The sequence below is a fragment of the Alteribacillus sp. JSM 102045 genome (genome assembly GCF_041949975.1).
Taxonomy (GTDB): Bacteria; Bacillota; Bacilli; order Bacillales; family Marinococcaceae; genus Alteribacillus.
In genome coordinates this window covers 16,014-40,973 of record NZ_JBHFQG010000001.1, presented here as the reverse complement: position 1 = coordinate 40,973, position 24,960 = coordinate 16,014, and the positions used below count along the sequence as shown (strand labels likewise).

The following is a 24,960-nucleotide window of genomic DNA, read 5'->3' as shown; positions in this document are numbered from 1 at the left end:
TCACCAATGGTTATGCTATCAAAAAAAATAGGGAAAAGTGTCTATTTAATCGAAATGTAAAAAAATTAACGTTCTTATTACAGTAAGAAGTGGCAAATCATAGTGGACTTAACAAAGTCGTTTTATGTCAAGATGACGTATTCCAACCCAACATGAAGAACGCCAGAAAATCATTAAAGCAAAAAGAAAATAAGGATATGTCGTGGATAATGAGGACTTATGGGATATATGATGACTCCTACAAACAATGATTACAATGGGGAAAATCAAAGAGGAAAACAAACGGACAATATAGTGAAGAAATGCCGGGGACAGAAAGGACAGGCTTGCCATAATAGGTAACCCTGCCCATGAACTTATTTTTGTTCGTTGTCTCTAATGCTTTATCGAGTGCCTGCCAGGCCATTAAGCAATTATGGCCGGTGAACGCTAGCGCCAAAACATCGCCTAAATCTACGAAGTCAGGAGAATGTCCCTTTTTAATCAACACCTCCATTTTATTTTTTTTACTTCTTCGATTGCTTTTCCTTTTACCAATCAGTCATCATGGAACAAGACAAAATGCTGATGCTCCAGCCTTCCCCAACAAAGGAAATATCTTTTATCCCTCCGGAGAAAAGTTCCAATACAGAGGTCATTACTCGGCATGTTGGATTTTTATAATATAGGTGGTGTACGCCTTCTCCTTTTAATGCCCCATGATTTCGCCGGTACTTTGCATGGTCCATGACAAGATGACGGTACAATGGATCGAGCATCCAATCCTCCTTGTTTAAAGCAGTTGAAGTCCTTTCTTGATTTTTTTCTCATCAAGGTCCTCTCCGATGATGACCAGAACCAGGGAAACATCTCTTTCTTGATGATATTTCTCAAAGGTTAATCCTCCATAAGAGTAATTAAACAGAAAAATTTCGGGGCCGCTGGTAAACCTTACAAATCCTTTCATTCGAAATACATTTGCTTCCATTTCTTTGATCCACTGAGAAAACTTGAGCCGGCTTACTTGTTTTGGCAGCGGGAATGTTAAAGAGTGAAGATGCAGATCTTTCTCTGCATGCGTATTATTTTCCGTTTGCGACAGAAAAGACGAATGATTTTTTTGTGAAAATAAAATCGTTAAATCTATATGAGCGTACGTGGTAAGAAGAACTTTTGCTTTTGGATTTATTTCTTTTATCGTTTGATTTGCCGTCTCTTGTTCGCTTCTGCTTACTTTGTCTATCTTATTAAGAACGACAATATCGGCATATTTTACTTGCTCTTTCATTAATTTTTTTACCTTGATGCTTCCTTTTTTCTCTATCCATTGTTTCGTGTCAACCAGAGTGGTGACGGCTTTTATTCTTAATTTGTCTGCGATAAATGGATGAGTGCAAGCCTCAATGACTTCGACAGGATGAGCTGCACCAGTTGCTTCAATGTATACCGCATCAAGTGTGTGTTGATTGAATAAATCGTCCAATTGCTGGCTGAGCTGGCCCTTGATGGTACAACAGATGCAGCCGTTTAATAGCTCTTTTAATGTTGTATCGGAAGGAACAACGGATGAATCAATGCTTTTCTCTCCCAATTCATTCATCAAAACAGCCACATTCCTTCCAGCTTCTTTCTCTTTCTGAAGTAAGTGCCTGAGCATCGTGCTTTTTCCGCTTCCGAGAAAACCGTTTAAGATGTAAATATCTGCTCGGTGATGGTTCAAAATAGCTCTCCTCCCCAGTTAGAAAATACGTTTATTATTATTGTTTTGTAGATTTAGATATGCCAACAGAAGATATATTGCCAGGCTCAAAGCTTGTATATTGGTAACGGTAAGTAATTAACGGGTGAAGAGGCTCATTTTTTTGGATATGTTGATTAATAATTTTTCTCCCCCAAATCAGGGCTGATTGCTTTGTACCATACTCCTTCCGGGTAAACCACCACAACACAAGCATCTTCACATCTTCCGTTACAGCGCGTCCGGGTGGTGTGAATGTATTCAGCCAGACCAGTTTTTTATTTCGTCACGGATGGCTTGATGACCATGTGTATATCCATCAAATCAATAATCGTAATCATTACTATTTATGTACAAGAATTCTAGTCGATGTTTCATTTTAAGTCAACAGTACTTTGGACTCCTCTTACATTAAAACAGCGCTTCTTCACCGTGTAAATCGACGAAGAAACGCTACTTTTGCATTCAATTTATATTAAGGTGCCTCTTAGGCAAACCCTTCGATTTAAGTATTTTATCCTGGAACTAAAACGGTACGGCCGTTAATTTTTCCCTCGTCCAGCATTTTTAAGACTTCATTCGCTTCGCTCAATGGATAAGAAGTAGAGTGCAGGTGTATTTTCCCTTTCGCATGTAATTTCATTAATTCATACAATTGATTGTAATTGCCCACAAGACTCCCCACTATATTCACTTCATTATTAATAATATTCAATGAAGGTACATGTAACGCACCACCATAACCAACTACAAAATAGGAACCGCCCTTTTTCAGCATTTTCATGCTATCTTCATGGGTTTGATCTATTCCTACAAGATCTATAATTAAATCTACTCCTTTGTCTTCAGAAAGATGCAGCACCTCTTCAATCATTCCATCTTTAACTAAAACATTTTCATCCGCCCCGTAGTCGACGGCTAATTTTAACCTTTCTTCATTGGTATCCATAGCAATGATATCGGAATTACCAAATTCTCGCAGAAGCTGCACCGCTATGTGACCAAGCCCACCCATTCCAATTAATAGTGCTTTTGTTCCTGGTTTAGCTAAAGGAGCAGCTTTTTGAACCGCTCTATAAGCTGTTATTCCAGCGTCTGCCAAAGGTGCTACATCTTTTGGTTCCACGCCGTTTTCTAATTTTATCAGAGCTCGTTCAGAGGTTTTTAAATATTCCGCGTCCCCCCCATCAGCAGTTAAACCGGGAAAAACCAGATTTTCACAATGCACATTGTCTCCTCTTGACTTTCTTCCTCCGAAAAACCACTTTCTTCTCCTGTCTACTGCTCTTCTTGTTGATCTACCTGATCCGCTTCCGTTTCCATATTCTCTTCTGAACTGCAGGCTGCTGTACCCATCCATAATATAAGTACCATCATAATCGAATATGCTGCTTTCATGCTTTTAACCTCCGCCTCTCCCAATTTAAGTCAAATTTATACGCTAATCTTATCACAATTGGTTATCTATTCCAGCTTGATATAATTGTAAAAACACTGAGATTTCAGTGTTTTTTAGTTCTATTAACAAAAAACTGGCTCCTTTCTACAATTTGCACGGAACTTGGAATGTTGTGATAAAAAGTACAGTGGTTTTGAAATGCAGGGGTTTTTAATTTTAAATATGGATTTCTCTGCAGCTGTAAAACCTGTTATTCTGCGATTCGCCGCTATTTCTTTTTCCAATTATGATCAAGCTACCATGGAATACAAGAGAAGGCGCGCCGTTCTTATTGGAGAAAAGATAGCATGAACCACGCACTAGGCATTCCGTTTGAAGAAGTAGCCGAAGACTTTACGCCGCTTGTCTTAGGAATGATCAAACGACTGAGGATTTACAAAAATACAGAAGAATACACGCACATCGGGTTTATCGCCCTCTGGAAAGCATACGAACAATTCGATGCAGAAAAAGGTGCCTTTTCCAGTTTCGCGTTTTCATATGTTAGAGGTGAAATGCTCGCTCACTTGAGAAAAGAATCGAGGTACGAAGAACGCTATGAACCAAGTGATTTCGAACAAAACACCGAACCCGCCGCTCCCTGCAGTGAAAGTATTTATCAAGAAATTAATAGTCTTGCTCCTTATTTAGAAGCATTGAGCCCAAGAGAACAGGACTGGGTGATCGAGCATGTCGTTTATGGTCGCGGAATAACCGAGATTGCAGAGAAATATAAGGTCGCACCGTCGTCGGTGAAGACGTGGCGGAAGAATGCGATTAATAAGCTGCGAGGATCAGCTTTTCTAGTTGATTAAAGAAGGCAGGGGGAATCTCCCCTTTCCTCCTCAAGAGTGCAGATAGATTTTGATAGTGTTGACCAGGATGGCAGAATGCTCTTAGTGACGCTATTTCATCACAGCAACTAAAATCAGGAGCTAAGAAACCTTGTTGGTTACCGTTTTATTGAAAAACCACTTTCACCGGTCCAAGACCCTTCTTTGGCGACTGCTGTTTTTTCAGCTAATATGGGCACCAACGATGACTTTAAGTAACCAATCAGTGTATTCACCAGCTTAAAAAACAGGCGCCAACACTTCATTACCTTTCCTCCCTGAAGTATATATTGTTAGTCTGATTCCCAAAATGTAAATGAGGTGATTTTTAATGCGAATTAATATCTTACTTTTCTTTCTATTTCCATGGCTTTTAGGGATATGGTTATTTAAACAGGACAAGAAGCTTTTTTTACGATTGCTCCCTTTTGGGATGGTGATCGCGAACGTCATCGACTTATGGGGGCATTACAATAATTACTGGGTATTGAAACCCATCCGGAAAAAATGGCAGTTCATAACCACCATTCCTTTAAATTTAGGATTATATCCTATTTCAGGTGTGTTAATGGTTTATTTAATAAGAAAAACGAAAGAACGAGAGCGTCCATCTTCATGGATCGTCGTTTTTGCGTGCCTGTTAACCATATTTGAATTCACCTCAAAATTCATCGGCTGGGCAGCATATCGAAATGGCTGGAACTTAATGAAAACTTTCCTCGCATATTTAACCGCCTATTATTTAGTCCACCGCTATTATGTGTGGCGGAGTGAGTGGTAGATGGATGTGCTGGAATGAGGGTTTTAACGGCTACCATGGTACTTGGTTTTTATAGTTGCCACCATATTCCCTGGACTCCATGGAGCTTCCTTGGTTACCGTGCTTATGGAGCAGCAGATTCAATGGGCTCCAAGAACTTCTCTTTAGTGACCAAATATGTCATTCTTTCGCTTTAACGGTCTTCATGAACCCCTCTTAATGACTGGCCAGTTCCTTTTTCCTCTTTCACGGGCTTCAAGGAATTCCCTGGTTACCGTTCACCAAATTATTCTCCCCCCAACAGAAATCAAGATGCTGCTTAAGCGCCCATCTGACTGACGTATCAGCTCAAACGGGCACCAAGCGGCTTGCACACTCTTACTTTCATCCGCGCTGGTAATGTTCACAGGGGTTGCCGTGGATCCAGGTCAGCTCGTTGTCTGATAGGTTCATCACAATGCTGAAGACATTTTCCATTTTTTCGCGAAGGTTTTGGCTGCTGGATTCATGCCGACAGATGGAGTTAGGGTAATTTTCATGGTCAGACAGGATGTGAAATACATCTTCTTTTTCGATTTCTTTATTGTTTAGTTTCCCAACATGTTTATTTATAGCAGACAGACGATGATATGAATCTGGTAAGATATCTTCATTCATTTCTTCTCTCATTTCCGGTGAGCAGAGATGATTGGTATGGACGAGCAGTCCTTCGGTAGGTGTTATTTGTTCGGTGCGCACTGGTGAGACCTCGAGGCTTGCCATATCACCTGTTTTCGATGCAACTAAAAAGTGAGCCGGTGATGCCATTTGGTTGTTTTCTACTTTTTCTAATGCTTCTCGGAAGGAAAATGAATCTAAAATGGCTCGTAATCCAAGATGTATAGGGATTTTCGGCAGCCAGGTGTCAGTGACCAAAGCATTCAAACATACCCCGAAACCTGTGCTGTTGCAGCCAATTTTGCCGATAATTCCTGCTTCGGTTACCATCTCGATTGTCGGCAGGTCGTTTTGTTCTATCTGTACGTGTACTAAGGATTTAAGCTGGGTTCCTTTCCAATCCCAGTTTTGAGCTAACCATGTTTTTGACGTTTTCGGATGGCTCATTGCAATTGACGTACAGCCATCAGGGGCTGTTATTAACGCAATTTCGCTTCTTGCGTTCAAAGCGAGCACGTCCTCAAATGAAACCCCAGCTCCTTTTGCCAGCCCTTCCATTTCCTCTACATACTGCGGGTACAGCTTTTCGATTGCATCCAAATGAGTTAATGCTTTTTCGCATGCTTCTCCCCAGGAGATTGCAGTGTGTTCTTTAAACATTCGTTCATATGTTTCTAGACTCGAATGCACTTTCGCTTTTGCTTCTTTTCCGTGCTGATGCCCAATATCAAATGAGGAACCGGACAGGGTAAGCATTTCTTGCGGCTTTATTTCTTTCATGACTGCACCTCTACATTCGCATTTTCATAAATCTTTTCCCCATCAATCATCGTCCATTCTATCTGAGCTTCCAAAATGTCATCGGTCTCTGCCTGCAGCAATGACCGGTCAAACAAAACAAGATCTGCAAGCTTGCCCGGTTCTATGCTTCCTTTCACCTCTTCTTCAAATGAAGCATGAGCCCCGTTGATCGTGTACATGCGGATCGCTTCAAGCAGGGAAATTTTCTGGTCTTCTCCATTCATCAGGCCGGACTCAGTCTGCCGTTTGACCGCCGTATGAATGCCACGCCTTGGATCAAAGTTGGTCACAGGGCAGTCTGATGCGATCGCTGCTGGTATGCCAGCTTTTACGTAATCGCCGAGCGGGTACATGTAAGAAGCACGTCTGCCGTAGTTTTCTATATAGCCATCGCCGTATTCGTAATGAAATGCTGGATTCGGGGTCGGCACCACGTTTTGTTCTTTCATTCGTTGAATTAAATCAGGAGCGGCCATGCCTGCGTGCTCAATCCGGTGCCGTGCGTCAGAGCGCGGATGCAGCCGATTCGCTTTTTCAATCGTATTCAACAGCATATCAATTGCTGCGTCACCCTGGGCGTGTGCTGTAATTTGCCAGCCTTTTTCATGAGCAGGAAGAAATAATTCATCCACTTCTTCCTGAGTAAAATAATGCACGCCGTAATTCTCAGGATCACTTGTATAAGGGTCGCGCGTCCAAACAGTCGGCCCGCTGCTGCTTCCGTCGAGAAAAAGCTTCACCGGTCCGAGCCGGAATTTATTATCTCCTAATCCAGTACAGATGCCCGTCTCCACTATGTGCTTTACAATCTTCTCTGATTCATTTAAAGCACCTGCCATCGCGTAGACACGCTGCTTGATCAATCCGCTTTTCGCATGTGCTTGCAGGGCTCGTAAATTATCCATCCCATAGCCGGTGGCATCGTGAATAGAGGTAATCCCTTTTTCCGCAAACTGCTGTGAAGCAATTTCGTGCGCCTGCTTGATTTCTTCATCGGTAAAAGCAGCAATTGAAAACATCTTCATATGAGCATTTTCCACCATTAAGCCAGTGAGCTCTCTCGCTTCATCTTTTTCAAATCTGCCGCCTTCAGGGTCTGCGGTCGTTTTATCAATGTTTGCTAAACGAAGGGCATGACTGTTTACGGCAGAAATATGCCCGCAAGCGCGGACGATAATGATCGGGTGGTCGGTTGAAACAGCATCCAGCGGAATCGTTTTTCTGCTGTGTTTTGTTCATTATACCCCCATGCCCGGATCCATTCGCCCTTCGGTGTCACCTGGGCCCTCTTCTTTAACTCTTTTAAAAGGTCCTCAACAGCCTGTATACGACCGCTTTTGCAGGAAATAGAAAGCTCATTGGTGCCGTGCATCGTAATATGAAGATGCGAATCAATGAAACCCGGCATGAGTGTCCGACCCTTAAGATCGACCACTTCACTGTTTTCATCTTTTAAGGCTAAGATTTCCTCGCTCGTTCCGACCGCAATAATTTTGTTTCCTTTCAAAGCGGCTGCCTCGGTCACCTCGTTTAGGTCGTTTACTGTTATTACTTCGCCATGAATAAACAAATACTGCTTTTCCATTCATCCCTCACTCCTTATGATACTGATGTTTTTGCATCATTCCATGTCAGAAACATCTTCTTCATATAACTCATCAACCATACCCAAGAAACGCTCAGTAGTTTCTCTGGAAAGAGGCTTGGTCATCAACGAAACGAGGACAAATACCGGCATATTCACAAGCAGGCCCAGATACCAGCATGAACACCGAGCAGCGGATGTGCATCGAATTAGAAACTTCTTTATCTTCGTTGGAATGAGCTAACCGCACGCACCGGTCTCACCAATTTTCCCAACATCCGCTAATCCGCTTTTTTAATCGTAAAACGATTTACCAGGGTACTTCCTTCCCATTGTTTTATTTTGATTATTTAGAATTAACTGTATATTATAACATTAAAAGATTTGAAGTAAAAACACATGGATCAACATGTTAAAAATACTTATCAATAATTTTATGATCTGCCTATTTTAAATGTAATAGACACTTGCCATCTTCCTAAAATTCGCGCTATTTGGTGCTTTTTATCCTATCTATAAAACTTTTTTCTGGCATTCTTCCTCAGAAAAAACTAGTAAGATCATCTTCCACTAACAAAATACGTGAATTTTCGATATATAATTCAATTCAACATCAATTTAAGAAAGGAGTTTTTAATAAAACTAGTCATCATGAAAAAAATGCAAATAGGTGTGTATAATCAATATGAAAATAAGAATTTTTCAGGCATTAGTTACTTGTTTAATAGTAACCATAACGATCTATTCATTCGTTCCCGCAGCCTATGCGGCAAAACCAAAGATTTCGGCTGATACAGTGGAAGGAATGTCGATAGAGGAAATAAAAAAAGGAATAAATACAAATCGTTTCACTTGTGAAGAATTAGTTTCCGCTTACATAGACAGGATAGAATCTTATGATCAAAAAGGCCCTGAATTAAATGCTGTTATTAACATAAAGAACAAAAGCGCAAGCGCCCTGTTCAGCCTCGACAGGTAAATGTTCTCCAGTCACTAAAGGCGCTCTTTGCCTTTAATGACTGGAGGTTATTTAACCCCGAGAGGCTGGGCGCTGAAGCTAGACGCGGATCAAACAATATGGAGATAGTTATCCACAACTTGTAAAAACATAATTTCCTAAACAAAAACGAAAAAGCAGCTGATCAAGCTGCTGAACTAGACAAGCAGCAACGTTCAAGCAAAAAAAGATCTTGGTGAAGCTCATTGTGTTCCAGGAGGTGTTGTCAAAGACGTTATCAATACAGATGACATACCTACAACAAATGGTTCTTCTCTTTTCAAAGACTGGACCCCAGACGAGAATGCTACGATAATAAATAAATTGGAAGAACAAGACGCAATCATACTTGCCAAGACCAACCTAGATAATTTCGCTGCTTCCGTTTACGGAATATCCAGCCTCCAAGGGGCTATGAAAAATCCATATGAATTAGAGCGTACGGTAGGCGGATCTTCAGGTGGCAGTGCATCAGCAATAGCTGCACAGTACGCTCCCCTGGCAATAGGAACCGATACAGGAGGCTCTCTCTTCGTATACCTGCAGCCTTGACTGGGGTTGTTATGATCAGGCCAACGATGGGATTAGTTAGTCATTGATGGAATCTTTTCACGTGCTTTAACTCAGGATACGGCCGGGCCAATGGCAGCGAGTGTAAAAGATGTAGCAACCGGGCTTGATTTCATTGTATGCTATGATGAGTCTGACCCAATGACTGCACGAAGCGTAGGAAACATCCAGGAGAATGGATACGCTTCCTCCGCAAAGGGAAAAAATCTGAATGGAGTCAAAATCGGTCTTGTTACTGAGGGATTATCCATCTTGGGGGGGGACGATCCAAATGGACCGGTAGTAGAGCTAATCCGCCAAGCAGCAGAAGATATTGAAGCAATGGGAGGAGAAGTGGTAGAGATAGACGGACCGGACAGGGACCTCCTTGGAGACTCATCCGTTATCACTTATGAATCAGCCCGTGACGTAAACAAGTTTCTTTCCGAACAAAATGGTGGCGTGCCTGTAGAATCTTTTAAGGAGCTTTATGATTCAGGAGAATATAGTGAATATGCGGGAGTATCCTACGACGGTGAAATCCAAATTGATCCTGATAATCTCTCTGAAAATTCCGATTACCAACGTGGACTTGCATTACGTACAGAACTGCAAGACTGGACGCTCAATACCATGGCAGAAAATGATTTGTCTGCCATCGCGTACCCTTCTTCTGCACAGGTAGCAGACATTATTGGAAATGAGCAAGCTGGCCTGTTTACAAGATGGAGTGAAAACACTGGATTGCCAGCTTTAAATCCCTATGAGATATGTCAAGTCCGACACTGGAACGTCCTTACCCGCAAATATCGGTTCCTCGGTAAAGCATTTGATGAATATGGCATTATTCAGATCGCACATGCTTATGAAAAGGCGACGAGCAAAAAGGAGGAACCTCCTTTACCAGAGATTAGCAACTAATAAAAAAGATAAAAATTAATAAAAGAATGGCTGCTCCACAGGTGATTTTTCACTCAAGAACAGCCTTCTTTTTTTTATTTAATTTTTCGAACCAAAAAACAAGGACCACTTTGTTAAGTGGCCGTATAATCCTATCCTACATATCCGTTTCTTCTGAATAAATGGCTATCAGCAGAATAGCTGATTCATCGCCGATGTTTTTGACGTAGTGAGGGACGCTTGCATTCCAGCTGAAAGAGTCACCTTCCTCTAACACTACCGAATCTTCTCCTTGTTCGGCGAGAATTTTTCCTTGCAGAACGATATGGCACTCTTCGCCTTCATGCGCATGAGGCTCCTCGCCGGTGGATGATCCAGGCGGCATGTCTACGCGCTGCATCCGCAGTCCACCTTTGTGTGTTAAATGCTCCACTTTCACCTCTTGATCGTTATGAGTTGTTACTTGACGCTCGTGTTCTCGAAGCACCCGTATTTTCTGGTTTTTTTCTAATAAAAGATAAGGAAGCGGAACCTTAAGAAAATGAGCGACCGTCTGCAAGGTGTTTATGGAAGGAGATGTATTATTGTTTTCCATATTGCTAATAAAACCTTTGGAAAGCCCGGTTCCTTCACTCATTTCAGCTATGGTTATTTTTTTCTTTTTACGGATCGATCGAACGGCGGAGCCTATATCCACGGCAGTTCACTCCTTTTCATTTTCTTATAATGAATTTTTTTCTATATGAGAAAACAAATAAATTGACGCTTCCATTCCCTTTTGTTATCTTTTAGGTAATAAAGTTTCATATAAGAAAACTTTAACACATACAACACTGCTTCGCCAATCTATATAAGGAGGATTTTTATCTATGATGCCGTCTTTTTTCATCGCTCACGGAGCACCTTTACTAGCTCTCGAAGATAACAGCTATACTCAATTTTTACATCAATTAGGTGAGGAGCTGCCTCGGCCAAAAGCGATTGTCTTATTTTCAGCCCACTGGGAGTCCCCTACTCAGATGGTAAGTGAAGTAGAAAAATACAAAACAATTCATGATTTCGGCGGTTTTCCTGAAGAACTGTTCCGCATGCAGTACCCGGCGAACGGTGATCCAGAGCTTGCGAAGGAAATTGAAAATATTTTTACCTCTCATAATATATCCTTTAATGTAGACACCACCCGTGGATTAGATCACGGGGCCTGGGTCGTGTTGAAGCTGCTCTATCCAAATGCTGATATACCGGTGATTTCCATGTCGGTCAACCCTGCCCTCTCCCCGGAAGAGCAATACAGCATCGGAAAATCTCTGGCTTTGTTACGAGAAAAAGATGTAATGATTATTGGAAGCGGCGGGCTTGTCCATAACTTATCCATCATTCGAATGGACACCGATGACAACCACGTCGAAGAATGGGTGCTGGATTTTGAAGAATGGCTCAACCAAAAAATAGAGGACTGGGACACCAATGCCCTGTTTGATTATCAAAACGAGGCGCCCTACGCTAATAAAGCTGTTCCTCCGTTTGGAAAAGAGCATTTCATTCCGCTCTTCTACGCCATGGGAGCAGCTGATAACAACAAAACAGCAAGCTTATTACACAACAGCTACCGCTATAGAAACCTCAGCCATACCGTGTGGCAATTTGGCTAGGGTCCCTGGTAAATGTAAAGGATGAAAGCTGACCAATCCATCGCACGATTGCTCAGCTTCACCCGTTTTATCCCCTATGTATTGGTTTGTGTATTTAAAATTAAATCGCGGTCCAGCTGCCATCTACCTTCACTGTATCTCCCATAGGACATTTTAAAATTTACCCCTGCAAATATCATGGCTCATACTTATTGCCTTGATGAAGAGCAATGGATAAACGTAACTGAGCCAATAAAGCCAAACACGTATATTGGACCGTATAAGGACTGTAATCAGTATAATCAGCAGTACGCACAACAGGAATTGCACCCATACCAGCAGTACCCTTACTATCCTCAGTATCGATTTTGAATTCAAATCTGGCACGGTTATTCTGTGCCAGATTTTCTTGCGCATTATGTGTCTACTGTGTAACATTTGTTATTTCGATAGAATGTTGAAATCTATTTTTCACTACATAATCCGAAGAGCCTAAACTATATGCTTACAATTAATACCTCCAGAAAGCTCGATCCCTACACTATTCCCAGTGCAAATGGTATACCTATACAAAATAAAATCCAAAAATGAAGTTTTGTTATTAATTTCATGATAATCGCCTTATTTCCCTAAATTCTGTTAAAAGATATATTAAATTTAAGAAACTTATACATTATAAATCCGTTAAAAAACTTTACTTCTGGTTTCCTAACCAATGAAAGACACTGCTGCTGGTATTCTCAAGTAAACGACAAACGTTATAATGTTTGTCATTTTATTTTGTGAAGTAATGCCGCAACGGGTTAGATGGATTTTCCTCGTATACATATATTCATGGGCAATTTATAAACATAGGAGGATTATAATGCTATTCTCGAATTTACGAAAGCCTAAAGAATTATTTGTAATAATTAGTTCTATCTTCTTAGTCGTATCTGTAGTCTTAACCCCTTAGTCAAGTAACATGCAGGCAGCAGCTAGTTCTGAAATTGAAGATACTGAAGAGTTAGAATTAACACCTGAACAAGAAGAAAAAGCTAACCAAATAGCTAATGATTGGGTTAAAATGTCTGTACTGGCTAATGAGCTGGATCAAGGTAAAGTAGATCAGTTAATTGAAGCATCTACAAAAGAAGAGGAAACCTCTGTAGTGATAGTGAGGAAGAACTTGATAATATTAATAAAGGATTAGATGAAAATGGAGTAGATAAACTCCCAGAAGACACAATTTCAATCGATTTTCAAGAAAATGGCAGCTTTGGGATAACAACTAAAACAAATGAAGATAGTGTTTCTACTGCTGGATTTTGGGATACTACATGGCAAGTCACTAAATGTGCAGGTCATCTTGGGTTAGTTATTTTTCCAGAAGCTGCCGCTTGGAGAGCAGTTAAAGCACTAGGAGGAATTAAAGAGACTGCTAAATTACTTGTTAAAGCAGGAAATGCAGATGATTTCATAAAAATAGGTGGTGGCGCTGCTGCAGAAATCGTTGGTATTCAAGGCGTGCAAGAAAACTGCTTTTTCTAAAATCAATGAATAAGGAGTTTTTTATATGCTAAGCTCGCGGGAAACATCAGAGAAGTCCGGTGTTCTTCATCCAATAAGTACAGGAGCAAAAATGGCATTTGTTTATGCTATGCTATTTGTTGCTTTGATGCTGTTTACTGGAGGAACAATTACTGTTGATGGATTAGGACTTCCGGCGTTTGTTTTATTTTTAATAATTTCTCTCGTTGAATATATTGTCACTAGAAATGGTAAACCTCTTCCTCAATGGCTCATAATAGGGGCTGTTCTATTGTCCATGGCCACAGCAGTCATTATGACTATAATATTTAATTAGAAGATTTCTAGGCTTCTAGGCTGTTGAGATATACTTTCTCAACAGCCTATTTATTACATATCGATTAGTGTTTTGTAGATATCCAAACTCATCTATCTTTGTAGAAATATAAGTAAAACTGAATAGGAGAGATGTGTTTTGCCAAACGTAAGTTAATTCACCTCTCCTGATTCAAAATATGTCTTTATTCATTTATCTTTATTTCTAGGTCTTTGTAGTTCAGTTTGACCCAAGTATGAAAAAGTCCAAAAGTAACTTTGCCCCTTTACAGCAAAAAAATACCTTAATTTCGGCAGCCCTTAAAGATACCTTACTTGAATCTAGAAAGTATTTCACAGCAATCACTTCGCTTCTCATGAATACGCATGCAGGAAAGATACTATTTTTCCTGTTTTTTGTAAACGCTTTAAAGTACATTAATAGGAAAGAAAGTTTTTCTTTAGCAAATATGGCAAGGTCTTTGTAGATATTATACAGTAGACATTGTGAGCAACTTTCCATGGAGGCTTTTATGACAAAAACGAAGTATATCAAAATATATGAGGATTTGAAAAAGAAAATTGAACAAAACGTGTTCCCTTATCAAGAATTGCTCCCTTCGGAAAATACCCTGCTTAAAGAGTACGGCTGTTCGCGAAACACTGTCCGAAGAGCAATTGCAGAGCTGGCATCAAAAGGATACGTTCAGACGAAGCATGGTCAGGGTGTGCGTGTTATTTACCAGGAGTTGAAGCAAAAAGAGTACATGTTTGGAGATGTGGAAACCTTTAAAGAGTTTTCGATGAGACATAATAATAAGCAGCGCACCGAAGTTTTCCGGTTTCAGGAATGGACGGTCGACGAGTCTTTACATAAGATTACCTCGTTTCCAGTGGGGACCGACATCTATTATTTACAGCGGGTTAGATATTTAGATGATAAACCTCTCATTATTGACCATAATTATTTTAGAAAAGATGTCGTCCAGGACTTAACGGTCGAGATCACGGAAGATTCGGTCTATGAATACATGGAAAAAGAGTTAAACGAAAGCATCGTGACCACAAAGAGAAAAATGACTGTCGAGAAAATGGATGACTTGGATGAACGGTATTTACAATTAAACGGCTATAATTGTGTGGCTGTGGTGACAAGTTATACGTACAATGCGGATGGTGTGATGTTTGAATACACCCAATCGAGGCATAAACCCGACTACTTTGTTTTTTATGATCAAGCTCAGCGACGAAAATAATAGCAAAAGTGTACGAGAACCACCACTGGCGGTGACTCTCGTACACTTTTTTTACTTCGAGGCTAAATGGATAAAAACACTTGATGTCCAGGTATGTGCTTTATCCCTTAAACCTTCCCCGGTCTCTGCATGGAAATTTTCCGCAAAGCCGTTATGTTTGACAAGCTCTAAGAATTTTTTTGTCACTTCTGCTGCCAGCTCTTTTTCTCCACATTCCTCTAAAGCTTCGATAAACAAAAGAGTCGTCGGCGCCCAAATTGGACCTCGCCAATATGCGTCTTCCTCATAATCAGGACTATCCAGAGCCTCTGAAGCAATCCCCCATTCCGTTAAATATCTGTCACTGCCAATGACGTCAATGATATTGTTTCTTGCTTTTTCGGGCAGTTTATCGGCAAGAATAATTGACATGAGCGGCAGAATGCTTTTACTTTCGATAGCCTCCCCATTTCGCGTATACCTCGCGACTGGAAAATCATTGACCAGAAAGTAGTCGCAAAACACTTGCGTTAACCGCTTCGCTTCTTCTTCCCAATAGCTTTTTTCTTCTTGTTTATCTAGCTTTCCGGCAATAACAGCAAGCATATCTATTGATTTAATAAGAAAAGCTGTCAAATCTGGAGAATCGATAATATCGGTATGTTTAAATACGGTGCTGTTGTCCTGGCCAGAGTCGTTTCCATGGTGATATTCGCATATTTCGTCCCGATTTGAATCCTTGTAGTGAAAATAAAACTGTACTTGTTTTTCAATTTGTGTGTAAATGGTCTCCAATTGAGAAGGACTCAATGTCATTTTTTCCATCATCTTTAATATAAACAACCCGTGCACCGGGGGCTTCGCAAAATTCCATCGAATCGATGAATCACTGACCGAACCAGGGATTTGTCCTTGCTCATCCTGATGATCGAATAACACTGCTATTTGATCCCAGGCTAATTTAGTATCCACACCAGCAAGTGCTAACGCGTTAAAGGCGTTGTCCCAGCTCCATACACCGGGGAAATTATTATTGGACATATACATGGCTTCTCTATGTAAAAGTCCTTCCGGCCGGACGATGCATGACCAATTAAGATATGCAGCATCGGCAAGCGTTTGTTGATAATTTTCTGGAACGACAGGATGTTTGGATAAAAACTCTTGAAATTGGTTTTTTGTTTTTTCGAGTGCTCTATTAAAATCGTATTCTCTGTCTTCTGGAACCGCGCCGTGTGTTGGAATGTCTTCAATCACACATAAAAATTCATCCGCGTCTTTTTCTGGTGTGATATGAATGGTAGATAAGTTATCTGCTTCATTGGTGCTGCCGGTTGTGTCGATAAACACATTTTGCTGCAGGGAAACAGAACCTTGCGGGGAGAAAATTAAGTATTTGGTCAGGTTTTTATAGCTGTTCACTATACAATATTCCTGCCCTTGACCTCCTAATAAATAGTTATATTCAAAGTTGTATACAGGCTGGGTGTCCAAGCAAAGCCCTGTCTCTTTTCCGACTCCCTTCACTAGAATTTGATTTTCGTTTTCAAAGCATATATGTAATTCTCCACCAGAGAAATAAAGAGAAATTTGAAATTCATCTGCTTGATACTTATATGCGACGGGTTCTCCCTTTACCATCGGTATAATTTTCATAGCGTTCATATGCTTTCTTGCTTTTCCTCTCGAAGAGTTTACGTACAAGCCGTTTTTATAGGACTCTTTATTTTGTTGGTATTTAAGCGCCATATAGGAACCGTAGCGGCTTAACGGCGTATTTTTAATATCCAAATAAAACCCTCCAATTTCGATTTTTCTTGACAACCATTTTCACTGTACTATAATGAACTTGTTTAAACAAGTTATAACTTCTTTTTTTGAAAACGCTTATTTATTATGGAGGAGAAGCTTATGAGTTTTAATGAAAACGTTGCCAAGCTCATAGAGAATATTGGCGGAGTGAATAACGTTTCGAATGCCAGCCACTGTGTGACGAGATTACGTCTGGTGTTAGTAGACGAAAGCTTGGTTAACCAACAAGAATTGGAAGAAAATGAACTCGTGAAAGGAACCTTTTCTGCCAGCGGCCAATTTCAAATTATTATCGGTCCTGGGCTGGTAGAAAAAGTGTACAATGAGTTCATAAAGCAAACGAACGCAGAAGAAGTCAGCAAAGACGAAATGAAAAAAATCACGACAGAAAAAGGAAATATTCTTCAAAAAGGAGTCCGGGTATTAGCGGATATCTTCATTCCTATCCTTCCTGCAATCATAGCAGCCGGACTTCTGTTAGGACTTTATAATTTACTTTCGAATCCAGGCATCTTTTATGATGAGCAGTCATTTCTCGATGTACATACCGGCTGGACAGGGTTTGCAGAATTTATTAATACTATCGCAAATACAGCGTTCACGTTCCTTCCTGTGTTGATTGCCTGGTCAGCGGTAAAAAAGTTTGGCGGAAATCCACTGTTAGGTATCGTCCTTGGTCTGCTTCTCGTGCATCCAGATTTAATGTCCGCGTATGAATACGCAGAGAACCCAGGGGATGTGGGATATTGGAGCTTTTTTGGCTTTGACATTGCTAAAATCGGTTATCAAGGACAAGTGCTTCCTGTTATTTTTGCGGCCTTCATATTGGCCTGGGGAGAAAAACATATCAAGCGTTTCATTCCAGATAATTTACAAATGCTTTTTGTGGCACCGCTTGCATTAATTTTTGCCGGCAGTATTACATTTGGAATTATTGGTCCGGTTACAATGGCTGGCTCCAACGGAATTACGAACGGGATTTTGTATTTGTTTGAAGTATCCCCTGTGTTTGCCGGAGCCATATATGGATTTATATCTGCGCCGCTCGTTATCACTGGCATGCACCATATCTTTTTAGGCGTCAACCTGCAAATGGCGGGAACCTTAGGATACGTTACGTTATGGCCGATCAGCGAAACCGTGACCCTCGCTCAAGGAGCAGCAACGTTAACGATGTTCTTTATTCTAAAACATAATAAAAAACTACGAAGTGTTTCCCTTACCGCCACTGTCTCCGCATGGCTCGGCGTAACCGAACCAGCAATTTACGGTATTAATCTAAGGTTCCGTTATCCGTTTATTGCAGTCATGATTGGAAGCGCTTTAGGAAGCGCCTTCATTGCATTGCAAGGAGTAAAAGCAACTTCTGTCGGCGTGGGAGGCGTTCTCTCTTTCTTATCCGTTTATCCAGAGCACTGGGTGTACTATTTCACAGGCTGCGGCATTGCGTTTATCGCCACCGTGCTCCTGACCTTTGGGTTCCATAAAAGTAAATTCTTTAAAACAACGAAAGCTCCCGAAACTTCTTCTCAGCAGAAAGAAACGAAGGTTGGCAAAAAAGTTACGGAGCTGACAACATAAATAATGAAAAAAAGTGGTTCCTTACGCGTTAAGCGGGAACCACTTTTTTAGCTTTTAATAGGAGAGAGTCACATCTGCTACTACAGGGAAATGATCACTAGGGTATTGACTATTTTTTTGATAGTTTACGATTTCAGTAGTATTCGTTGTAACCTTTTCATTGGATAGAATCCAGTCGATTCGATTGTCCGGTCCTCCGCCGGTTGGGTCATTGAAACCATTAAACGTACCGAGGTTTTCATTTACAACTGTATCTGCTTCTGTCCACGTATCCACAAAAGGACCTTCTTTTGTCAGAATGTCATAAGGCTCACTATCAGGCCCTGCGTTAAAATCTCCTGTTAACAATACAGGAAGCTCCTGGTCAAATTCTTCTATCTTCTCCGAAATAAGCTTTGCACTTTTCTGTCTTGCTTCTTCAGACATATGGTCAAAATGGGTATTTACAAAATAAAACTGCTCGTCTGTTTTCGTATCAAGAAACTTCACCCATGTTACCATCCGTGGAACGGAATTTCCCCAGGAGGTGGAGCCGACAACGTCCGGCGTATCTGACAACCAGTAATGATCGTACTCCATGGGAGTAAAACGGGTTTGATCGTAATAGACAGCCATAAATTCTCCTTTATCTCCGCCCTCTCGACCTAAACCAATCCAATCATAGTTTGGTAAATCCTCATCGACATCCTTCACTTGCTGATAAACAGCCTCCTGGGTCCCAAAGATATCAGGCTGCTCTTTTCGAATAACCTGACGCACAGTCGAACGTCTTTCCTCCCAAGTGTGCGGAGAAGGATCAGAAGTATTCAAAAACCTCAAATTAAAACTCATCACCGTTAAATCCGTCTTAGAGGAGTAACTACCTTTGGATGCAAAGGTCTCTGTTGGATGAAAAAATAAACTTCCCACCGTAAAGACAGCAAATGCCCACAGAAAAAAAGACTTCCATACTTGTTTCATTCCCATTCCCCTTCCATTATGTAATACCAGGAAATCATAGCAAATCTATGTAAATACATTACAAAGGCAATGTAAAATTTTCATTTGCTATAAAAAATAGCCTTCCATAACGAGAGTAGGCTCTATTAGTATAATACTTCAATCTTCTCTGATTAGGACTTTTATGAAATGGTCTAGTTGATTACTAAAAGGAAATTCAGGCCGGCAGATTCTATGTTTAATATTTTCAAAAACAGATATTTTTTAAATATTTGCAACAAAAATCCAGTACGGTTTATGTCTTCAAAATCAAAAAGGCATGGTCCCAACGGAATATCGTACCCATTCCATGATAAGACAACATCAGGGGCTAGTTGACATTTACAAGTTCATAGTTTCATAAAGAGGAAACATTATTTACAAAAAGTAGATTTAGCAGTAATAAGCATTGAGGAAAAGTCCAGCGCTTATTTGTAAGAAATAGTATGGTTTGATATTTCCCCCACGTTTGTAGCATGCCTGGTTGTATAAGTATAGGAAAATTCTAACCCCTCTCCATTGCGGCTCGCCTCTTTAAAATAATGAGGCAGTTCGTAATAAAGAGCACCAAGGGCGGTAGCCAAACCAAGCGGCTTATACCCAAGTAAACCAGAAATGATACTGGTCCAGCCAGAAATAGTCCGGACTTCTTGATAATTGTCTATGACTTCATTCACTTCACTAGGCGTTAAATACACCGTAATATCAAACGACTCTTTGGTATCAAATGGATCATCGTCATAATCGGGATAGGCGCTTGCATTCATAGGAGTCGAAACAAAGAAAAGGACGGTAAGCACTAAGGGAGCGAGAACTTTGACAGGCCGCAATATGAACACTCCTTTTCTTTAGGGGCTCCTCCCATTTTCTTTTGAACGGTAACGCTCCAACACAGAAGGAACGACCATAAGCAAAATAGCCAGGGCAACCAATAGATTCACTGGAACATCAATCACGCCTGTTAAATCCAAAACCATGAAAAGTAACACAATTGGAAGCAACACCAGCTGCCATGTTTTCAGACGTTTCACTTTACCCACTCCCTTTTACAGCGATCATACCAACTAGCCAACAATTGTAAAATAGGGTGTTCAAACACATTTCCATAATTAGTAAAAATATAGTTCTTCGCACCAGTACATTAGGAAACAGAATTTACGTCGGAGTTGACGGTTATTCGATGGTTTTCTCATCTGTCATTTCTTCAATACTATTGAGGCCTCTCTTTGCCTAAACCACTATTTTTAAACCACTCATATGGCATATTATCTGACCTTACTGTAGAGATATCGTTAATTAATACACCGCCAAATTTAATTACATCCATAGCTCTTAATGCAAGTTGGATATGGGTAGGGAACAGTCCAACTTATTAGTTTGTTCAAATACCTAATATATATCGTTATACGAAATAAAATTATAAAAAACGATGAGCTTTATTGTTTTTCGTCCATTCGGCTGACTCTTCATAGGTCTCCTTCACTTCGTATTGTTGTGGCTGCATGGTTTGAGTGCTCCTTTCTGAAAAAGTAGCCATTCGTAAACAATGTCTTTGATTTTACGATACCACAGCCTGCCATTATTTTACTTCTTAATGGTTTACATATAAAAAAATAATAACGACCGGAAACCGCCGAAAGCAAATCAGTATTAGTACAATCGGTACCAAGCCCGTTTTAGTTGGGGATAGAATATCCTTTCTATATCATCAACAAAGAAAAATAGTATACCTTTAAAACCTTTCCCTTCCGATTATTAAATAAATGTACCGGCGGATGAAAGAGTATGGACAAAGGATACTTTTACCAAACATCCGTAAATTAATAAGACTATATGAAGTGCCGAAGCCTGCTGCTGAGCGGCCAAGTCTCTTCAATATTTTGTTATTATTTTTTCTATAAAAAGCCAGCTATACATCCATCCATAAAAAGGATAAGTATAGCTGGCGTTTATTTACATCAAAACAAAACCAGCAAAGCTCATTGTTATAGTAAAAAAAGGTTTTTCTTTTTATTTCCTGGCTAACACTTTTACTTGCAGGTGCTTTGTAAGTAATTTCTTTACTAGCGAACCGTTAAGCTTTTCCCAATATCTAAAAACAACAAGCGAGACTCTCCTTCAACAGTTCCAATTTGACTGAAATGAAAACTTCTGTGAAAAAGCTGGGATTAACTATTTGCTTGTTTTTCCTCGTCCATTTCTTCTTCTATTTTAACGTTTCCTAAATAGGTAACGTTTTTATACACTCCGTAACGACTAACCAAAAAGTAGATGCCGATCAACCACCATCCCAATAGAATAATCCATTCATGCCAACCGAGACCTGCAGGCATGCTGGGAATATATTGGATCATAAAGAAAAGACTTAAGAAAAAAGCAAGCCAACAAATAATGGTGCTTCTCCCTGCTTTAAACGGCCGACTCATGGCTGGTTCTTTTTTTCGCAATTTCAGACAAGAAATGGCTACCATAAAATAAGCAATAACAATGGTTAGACCACCAGCTTCAACCAACCAACCGAGCATTGGAGCTCCGAAAAAAGGACTTATCGTGGCAAGAAGTCCAATAAACAAAATCGCATTTGATGGCGTTTTGTATTTAGGATGGAGTTTCCCAAACCATCCCGGTAACATCTTTGTTTCTGCCATCGCGTAAATAACACGACTTCCGCCAATGATGAAGGCATTCCAACTTGTCATTATCCCGGCAATACCACCAATAACTAAAATATTTCCAAATGTGTCTGAGCCAAAAACTGCTGCCATCGCTTCGGCTGTTGTGAGTTCAACGTTCGTTGTATTTGCATCATCAATACCAAACCCAACTGCGTAAATAATAGCAATATAGAAGGCAACAGCCGAAATGACAGAACCAATTAACAGCTTCCCAATAGATCTTTGTTTTATATTCATTTCTTCAGCTGCTTGCGGAATCACATCAAATCCTACAAACATAAACGGTGTCGCAATGACAACAGCCAGTATGCCTGCCCCTCCTCCTTGAAACAAAGGTTCTGCGTTGGCAAGGCTTCCATTTACCCCTGATCCAACAATAAGCATGAAACCTACCAAAAGAATTATACTTGTTAAAATCATTTGGACCGCAGCTGCCATTTTAATTCCGATATAATTGATAAAAGTGACAAAGAGAGAGGCTGCCACCCCTGTCATTACCCATGTGAAATAGACATCATACTCGGTGATGGTATACATGTATCCCACTTTATAGTGAGGAAAAATGTATTCCAAAACATTTGGCAAAGCAACTGCTTCAAATGATACAACGGAAATGTATCCAAGTGCGATAGCCCAAGAAGCAATGAATGAACCCCTGGGCCCCACCCCTCTGAGCGTATAAGCATGTTCCCCGCCCACTTTCGGCATAGCTGAAGCTAGCTCTGCATAAGTAAGACCTACAAAAACAACCAACGTTCCGCCAATTAGAAAAGCCGTTATAGCGCCTGCCACGCCGGCCTCCATGACCCAATCACCCGATAAAACGACCCATCCCCATCCGATCATAGCTCCAAAGGCTAACACAAGGGCATCTAATTTGCCTAATACTTTTTTCAATTTCTTGTCTTGTGACGCCACTCTATCAGCTCCAATTTTATAAAACGATTATTCACAATTAAATATCAATATTTTTAAATTCTTCTAAACATTTTTATTATCATTTCCAGTACGCCATAGAACGTTTTTTTATAGATTCTCGAAATTGCTGTGTGGATTTAAGCAGAACTTTATCTGTACTATAATCTATGATGACTCCGTAACGGCGAATGACATCCAACTTATCTATTTCTTGGCTTTGATATAATTGTTCAACATAAAGGGGATCCTCCTCTAACCATTGTTTCCTATTACTTCTGATAAATTTTCTTTCTTTAACGGTCTCCTCATCATCCACTACTAGATGACCTAAATTTTTATCAATCACTTTAATAATTACACCATAGTCTTTTTTAGCTCTTTCCAATGAAACGTATTCATCAATAACATCCTCTAAAACGGCTTCAGGTTCTCTTTCAAGTGGGTCGCCTAAACCACCGCCCCCCGCTGAAGGGCGAACAAAGGAATCACCGCTTTTTACCTTGACATTTGAAAAAATCGCACCTAAGAATTGTTCATTCTTTTCGCCTGGGTTTAACCACGCTCCATGAGGATAAGAAGGCAACCCTCCGAAAATCCCCCACGTTACGGAACGAGATCGGTCACAACAATAAGACATCACAGTATTATCTAAATCTGTAAGTGTGCCTCCTTTTTCCACTCCACATCCACCACGGTATTTACCAGGACCACCTGAGTCTGTAATAATTTCATGTTTTGTCGTTATAACAGGTGACAATCTTTCTTGTCCTTCGCAAGGCTGTACACTAAGTCCAACTCCAAATACGGGAGAAAGTGCATTCACACCATCTCTATCACTGCGCCCCCCATGACCACCTGCCATCCAGTCATACCACATAAAGTAACTTTTTTGTCCATGTCTTTTATCCGTACCGCCAATTAATAAATACTCGAGATTGAATGAGCAGGCAATCGCTTTATCTGGCAAGATGTTTGACCATAGTTCATAACAAATATTCATAATCTTCTCGTAAGCTCCAGAACAAAATCCAGTTACTGCTATTGGGTAAGGAGCATTCACGACAGAATTTTCTGGTAATTTTACCTTTACAACCCTATAAAACCCTGAGTTTAATGGAATTTCAGGGAAAAATGTCTTTGTTCCTGCATAAGCTGCAGATAAAGAAGCACCAAAACCTGAATTCAAGAAACAACCTATATAAGGATGAGAACCATCGAGATCATACAATACTTGATTGTCAGTAATCGTCATTTTAACTTTTATAGGAATTAAACCATCTCCAATGTCTGGATCCATATCAATATAATCTACTGATTCCCACGTTCCTTTTGGTAATGAAGACACTTTTGACTTGGCTAAACGCTCTACATAACCTTGAACTTCTTCAAAAGCAACCAATATCGTATCTATTCCGTATTTTTCTACAAGAGTTAGCAGTTGACGTTCCCCTACTTTGGCTGCTTCCACTTGCGCTCTCAAGTCACCGACTCTTTCATCAGGAACACGCATATTAGAAGATAATAAAGTTACAACATCCTCCAAATATTGGCCTTTACGATAAATTCGAACAGGTGGAATTCTTACCCCCTCTCCAAAATGGTCTTTAGCATTAACATCAAATGAACCTGGAGTAGACCCACCCATATCAGCCCAATGACCATTCGTTTGCATCAATGCAATGAGACGGCCTTCATAAAAAACGGGTAAAATAACACGAGTATCATTAAAATGAGTACCACCGCGGTAAGGATCGTTTACTAAAAACACATCCCCTGGATGTATGTCTTCTCCAAAGTCTTCTAAAACTGCTTTAGCTGTTAAATGTAATGTACCTACGTGAACAGAAATATCCTGTGTTCCTTGCATAATTGTATTCCCATCCGCATCAGATAATGCACAGCTAAAATCACGATTATAAATAACAAATGAATAACATGTTCGTAGTATTTGTTCGGCCATTTGATCGACAAGATTAATAAAACCATTCTTTAAAACTTCGAATGTAACCGGATCTAAATTGTTTTTCTCAAAGTCTAAATGATTAATTTGCATATTTCCCAAAATAATT

The 24,960-nt window shown here is 40.2% G+C and carries 22 protein-coding genes and 2 pseudogenes; 9 read left to right on the top strand and 15 right to left on the bottom strand.

Going from position 1 to position 24,960, the window contains the following annotated elements; all coding sequences use genetic code 11:
- Window positions 1-530 precede the first annotated feature (530 nt).
- The 4 genes from ACE1TI_RS00190 to ACE1TI_RS00175 form a co-directional block, all read right to left on the bottom strand.
- The gene (locus ACE1TI_RS00190; RefSeq protein ID WP_375005551.1) at window positions 531-758 is read right to left on the bottom strand and encodes an iron-sulfur cluster assembly scaffold protein; all 228 of its coding nucleotides are present in this window, start codon (window positions 756-758) and stop codon (window positions 531-533) included.
- A gap of 14 nt (window positions 759-772) precedes the next feature.
- On the bottom strand, window positions 773-1,699 hold the full coding sequence (locus ACE1TI_RS00185) for a CobW family GTP-binding protein (RefSeq protein WP_375005550.1): 927 nt from the start codon (window positions 1,697-1,699) through the stop codon (window positions 773-775).
- Between the two features lie 37 nt (window positions 1,700-1,736).
- Entirely contained in the window at window positions 1,737-1,934 is a 198-nt protein-coding gene (locus ACE1TI_RS00180) for a hypothetical protein (protein ID WP_375005549.1), read from the bottom strand.
- A 297-nt stretch (window positions 1,935-2,231) separates the two neighbouring features.
- Window positions 2,232-2,945, bottom strand: a complete 714-nt coding sequence (locus ACE1TI_RS00175) for a zinc-binding dehydrogenase (protein WP_375005548.1) — start codon at window positions 2,943-2,945, stop codon at window positions 2,232-2,234.
- A gap of 518 nt (window positions 2,946-3,463) precedes the next feature.
- Between ACE1TI_RS00175 and ACE1TI_RS00170 the strand changes: the two genes are divergently transcribed.
- Window positions 3,464-3,970, top strand: a complete 507-nt coding sequence (locus tag ACE1TI_RS00170) for a sigma-70 family RNA polymerase sigma factor (protein ID WP_375005547.1) — start codon at window positions 3,464-3,466, stop codon at window positions 3,968-3,970.
- A gap of 137 nt (window positions 3,971-4,107) precedes the next feature.
- On the opposite strand, the gene ACE1TI_RS00165 is transcribed toward ACE1TI_RS00170, so the two are convergent.
- Window positions 4,108-4,254, bottom strand: coding sequence for a hypothetical protein (locus ACE1TI_RS00165; RefSeq protein ID WP_375005546.1), 147 nt, complete (start codon window positions 4,252-4,254; stop codon window positions 4,108-4,110).
- Window positions 4,255-4,319: 65 nt separating this feature from the next.
- On the opposite strand from ACE1TI_RS00165, the gene ACE1TI_RS00160 reads away from it, so the two are divergent.
- Window positions 4,320-4,769 (top strand): hypothetical protein, encoded by a 450-nt coding sequence (locus ACE1TI_RS00160; protein ID WP_375005545.1) that lies wholly within the window; start codon window positions 4,320-4,322, stop codon window positions 4,767-4,769.
- A gap of 363 nt (window positions 4,770-5,132) precedes the next feature.
- Here the strand turns inward: ACE1TI_RS00160 and ACE1TI_RS00155 are convergent, their stop codons facing one another.
- Both ACE1TI_RS00155 and ACE1TI_RS00150 read right to left on the bottom strand, forming a co-directional pair.
- Entirely contained in the window at window positions 5,133-6,185 is a 1,053-nt protein-coding gene (locus ACE1TI_RS00155) for a C45 family autoproteolytic acyltransferase/hydrolase (protein WP_375005544.1), read from the bottom strand.
- A pseudogene (locus tag ACE1TI_RS00150) lies at window positions 6,182-7,791 on the bottom strand (amidohydrolase). The gene ACE1TI_RS00155 and the pseudogene ACE1TI_RS00150 overlap by 4 nt, the downstream one beginning before the upstream one ends.
- 685 nt (window positions 7,792-8,476) lie before the next feature.
- Between ACE1TI_RS00150 and ACE1TI_RS00145 the strand changes: the two are divergent.
- Window positions 8,477-8,770 carry a hypothetical protein gene (locus ACE1TI_RS00145; RefSeq protein WP_375005543.1) on the top strand — a complete coding sequence of 98 codons (294 nt, stop codon included), beginning with the start codon at window positions 8,477-8,479 and terminating at the stop codon, window positions 8,768-8,770.
- A 225-nt stretch (window positions 8,771-8,995) separates the two neighbouring features.
- Window positions 8,996-10,258: pseudogene (locus tag ACE1TI_RS00140) on the top strand (amidase family protein); the annotation flags it as partial.
- A gap of 136 nt (window positions 10,259-10,394) precedes the next feature.
- Here ACE1TI_RS00140 and ACE1TI_RS00135 read toward each other — a convergent pair.
- Complete coding sequence (locus ACE1TI_RS00135; protein WP_375005542.1) at window positions 10,395-10,934, bottom strand: helix-turn-helix domain-containing protein; 540 nt, start codon at window positions 10,932-10,934, stop codon at window positions 10,395-10,397.
- A 172-nt stretch (window positions 10,935-11,106) separates the two neighbouring features.
- Here ACE1TI_RS00135 and ACE1TI_RS00130 point away from each other — a divergent pair, with 172 nt between their 5' ends.
- Entirely contained in the window at window positions 11,107-11,889 is a 783-nt protein-coding gene (locus ACE1TI_RS00130) for a dioxygenase family protein (RefSeq protein ID WP_375005541.1), read from the top strand.
- Between the two features lie 175 nt (window positions 11,890-12,064).
- Here the strand turns inward: ACE1TI_RS00130 and ACE1TI_RS00125 are convergent, their stop codons facing one another.
- Window positions 12,065-12,202, bottom strand: a complete 138-nt coding sequence (locus ACE1TI_RS00125; RefSeq protein WP_375005540.1) for a hypothetical protein — start codon at window positions 12,200-12,202, stop codon at window positions 12,065-12,067.
- A 630-nt stretch (window positions 12,203-12,832) separates the two neighbouring features.
- Between ACE1TI_RS00125 and ACE1TI_RS00120 the strand changes: the two genes are divergently transcribed.
- The 3 genes from ACE1TI_RS00120 to ACE1TI_RS00110 all read left to right on the top strand — a co-directional run bounded on the left by ACE1TI_RS00120 (window position 12,833) and on the right by ACE1TI_RS00110 (window position 14,948).
- Window positions 12,833-13,060: a hypothetical protein gene (locus ACE1TI_RS00120; RefSeq protein ID WP_375005539.1), complete on the top strand. Its 228-nt coding sequence runs from the start codon at window positions 12,833-12,835 to the stop codon at window positions 13,058-13,060.
- 363 nt (window positions 13,061-13,423) lie between these two features.
- The gene (locus ACE1TI_RS00115; protein ID WP_375005538.1) at window positions 13,424-13,714 is read left to right on the top strand and encodes a hypothetical protein; all 291 of its coding nucleotides are present in this window, start codon (window positions 13,424-13,426) and stop codon (window positions 13,712-13,714) included.
- A 511-nt stretch (window positions 13,715-14,225) separates the two neighbouring features.
- Window positions 14,226-14,948, top strand: coding sequence for a UTRA domain-containing protein (locus tag ACE1TI_RS00110; protein WP_375005537.1), 723 nt, complete (start codon window positions 14,226-14,228; stop codon window positions 14,946-14,948).
- 51 nt (window positions 14,949-14,999) lie between these two features.
- On the opposite strand, the gene ACE1TI_RS00105 is transcribed toward ACE1TI_RS00110, so the two are convergent.
- Window positions 15,000-16,718, bottom strand: a complete 1,719-nt coding sequence (locus ACE1TI_RS00105) for an amylo-alpha-1,6-glucosidase (RefSeq protein ID WP_375005536.1) — start codon at window positions 16,716-16,718, stop codon at window positions 15,000-15,002.
- A 120-nt stretch (window positions 16,719-16,838) separates the two neighbouring features.
- On the opposite strand from ACE1TI_RS00105, the gene ACE1TI_RS00100 reads away from it, so the two are divergent.
- Entirely contained in the window at window positions 16,839-18,320 is a 1,482-nt protein-coding gene (locus ACE1TI_RS00100; protein WP_375005535.1) for a PTS transporter subunit EIIC, read from the top strand.
- Window positions 18,321-18,374: 54 nt separating this feature from the next.
- On the opposite strand, the gene ACE1TI_RS00095 is transcribed toward ACE1TI_RS00100, so the two are convergent.
- The 5 genes from ACE1TI_RS00095 to ACE1TI_RS00070 form a co-directional block, all read right to left on the bottom strand.
- Window positions 18,375-19,280 (bottom strand): endonuclease/exonuclease/phosphatase family protein, encoded by a 906-nt coding sequence (locus ACE1TI_RS00095; RefSeq protein WP_375005534.1) that lies wholly within the window; start codon window positions 19,278-19,280, stop codon window positions 18,375-18,377.
- 446 nt (window positions 19,281-19,726) lie between these two features.
- On the bottom strand, window positions 19,727-20,128 hold the full coding sequence (locus ACE1TI_RS00090) for a hypothetical protein (RefSeq protein ID WP_375005533.1): 402 nt from the start codon (window positions 20,126-20,128) through the stop codon (window positions 19,727-19,729).
- 18 nt (window positions 20,129-20,146) lie between these two features.
- Complete coding sequence (locus ACE1TI_RS00085; protein WP_375005532.1) at window positions 20,147-20,329, bottom strand: hypothetical protein; 183 nt, start codon at window positions 20,327-20,329, stop codon at window positions 20,147-20,149.
- Between the two features lie 1,137 nt (window positions 20,330-21,466).
- A complete protein-coding gene (locus ACE1TI_RS00075; protein ID WP_375005530.1) occupies window positions 21,467-22,891 on the bottom strand; it encodes an APC family permease in 1,425 nt (474 codons plus the stop codon).
- Between the two features lie 79 nt (window positions 22,892-22,970).
- Window positions 22,971-24,944, bottom strand: a complete 1,974-nt coding sequence (locus tag ACE1TI_RS00070) for a hydantoinase B/oxoprolinase family protein (protein WP_375005795.1) — start codon at window positions 24,942-24,944, stop codon at window positions 22,971-22,973.
- Between the last annotated feature and the right edge of the window lie 16 nt (window positions 24,945-24,960).

What these genes read in the sequence shown, in the direction of transcription:
- ACE1TI_RS00100 (WP_375005535.1), top strand. Translation starts at nt 16,839, where the DNA reads ATGAGTTTTAATGAAAACGTTGCCAAGCTCATAGAGAATATTGGCGGA.
- ACE1TI_RS00180 (WP_375005549.1), bottom strand. Translation starts at nt 1,934, where the DNA reads ATGCTTGTGTTGTGGTGGTTTACCCGGAAGGAGTATGGTACAAAGCAA.
- ACE1TI_RS00155 (WP_375005544.1), bottom strand. Translation starts at nt 6,185, where the DNA reads ATGAAAGAAATAAAGCCGCAAGAAATGCTTACCCTGTCCGGTTCCTCA.
- ACE1TI_RS00160 (WP_375005545.1), top strand. Translation starts at nt 4,320, where the DNA reads ATGCGAATTAATATCTTACTTTTCTTTCTATTTCCATGGCTTTTAGGG.
- ACE1TI_RS00190 (WP_375005551.1), bottom strand. Translation starts at nt 758, where the DNA reads ATGCTCGATCCATTGTACCGTCATCTTGTCATGGACCATGCAAAGTAC.
- ACE1TI_RS00115 (WP_375005538.1), top strand. Translation starts at nt 13,424, where the DNA reads ATGCTAAGCTCGCGGGAAACATCAGAGAAGTCCGGTGTTCTTCATCCA.
- ACE1TI_RS00070 (WP_375005795.1), bottom strand. Translation starts at nt 24,944, where the DNA reads ATGCAAATTAATCATTTAGACTTTGAGAAAAACAATTTAGATCCGGTT.
- ACE1TI_RS00130 (WP_375005541.1), top strand. Translation starts at nt 11,107, where the DNA reads ATGATGCCGTCTTTTTTCATCGCTCACGGAGCACCTTTACTAGCTCTC.
- ACE1TI_RS00095 (WP_375005534.1), bottom strand. Translation starts at nt 19,280, where the DNA reads ATGAAACAAGTATGGAAGTCTTTTTTTCTGTGGGCATTTGCTGTCTTT.
- ACE1TI_RS00110 (WP_375005537.1), top strand. Translation starts at nt 14,226, where the DNA reads ATGACAAAAACGAAGTATATCAAAATATATGAGGATTTGAAAAAGAAA.
- ACE1TI_RS00120 (WP_375005539.1), top strand. Translation starts at nt 12,833, where the DNA reads ATGCAGGCAGCAGCTAGTTCTGAAATTGAAGATACTGAAGAGTTAGAA.
- ACE1TI_RS00125 (WP_375005540.1), bottom strand. Translation starts at nt 12,202, where the DNA reads ATGGGTGCAATTCCTGTTGTGCGTACTGCTGATTATACTGATTACAGT.
- ACE1TI_RS00145 (WP_375005543.1), top strand. Translation starts at nt 8,477, where the DNA reads ATGAAAATAAGAATTTTTCAGGCATTAGTTACTTGTTTAATAGTAACC.
- ACE1TI_RS00165 (WP_375005546.1), bottom strand. Translation starts at nt 4,254, where the DNA reads ATGAAGTGTTGGCGCCTGTTTTTTAAGCTGGTGAATACACTGATTGGT.
- ACE1TI_RS00170 (WP_375005547.1), top strand. Translation starts at nt 3,464, where the DNA reads ATGAACCACGCACTAGGCATTCCGTTTGAAGAAGTAGCCGAAGACTTT.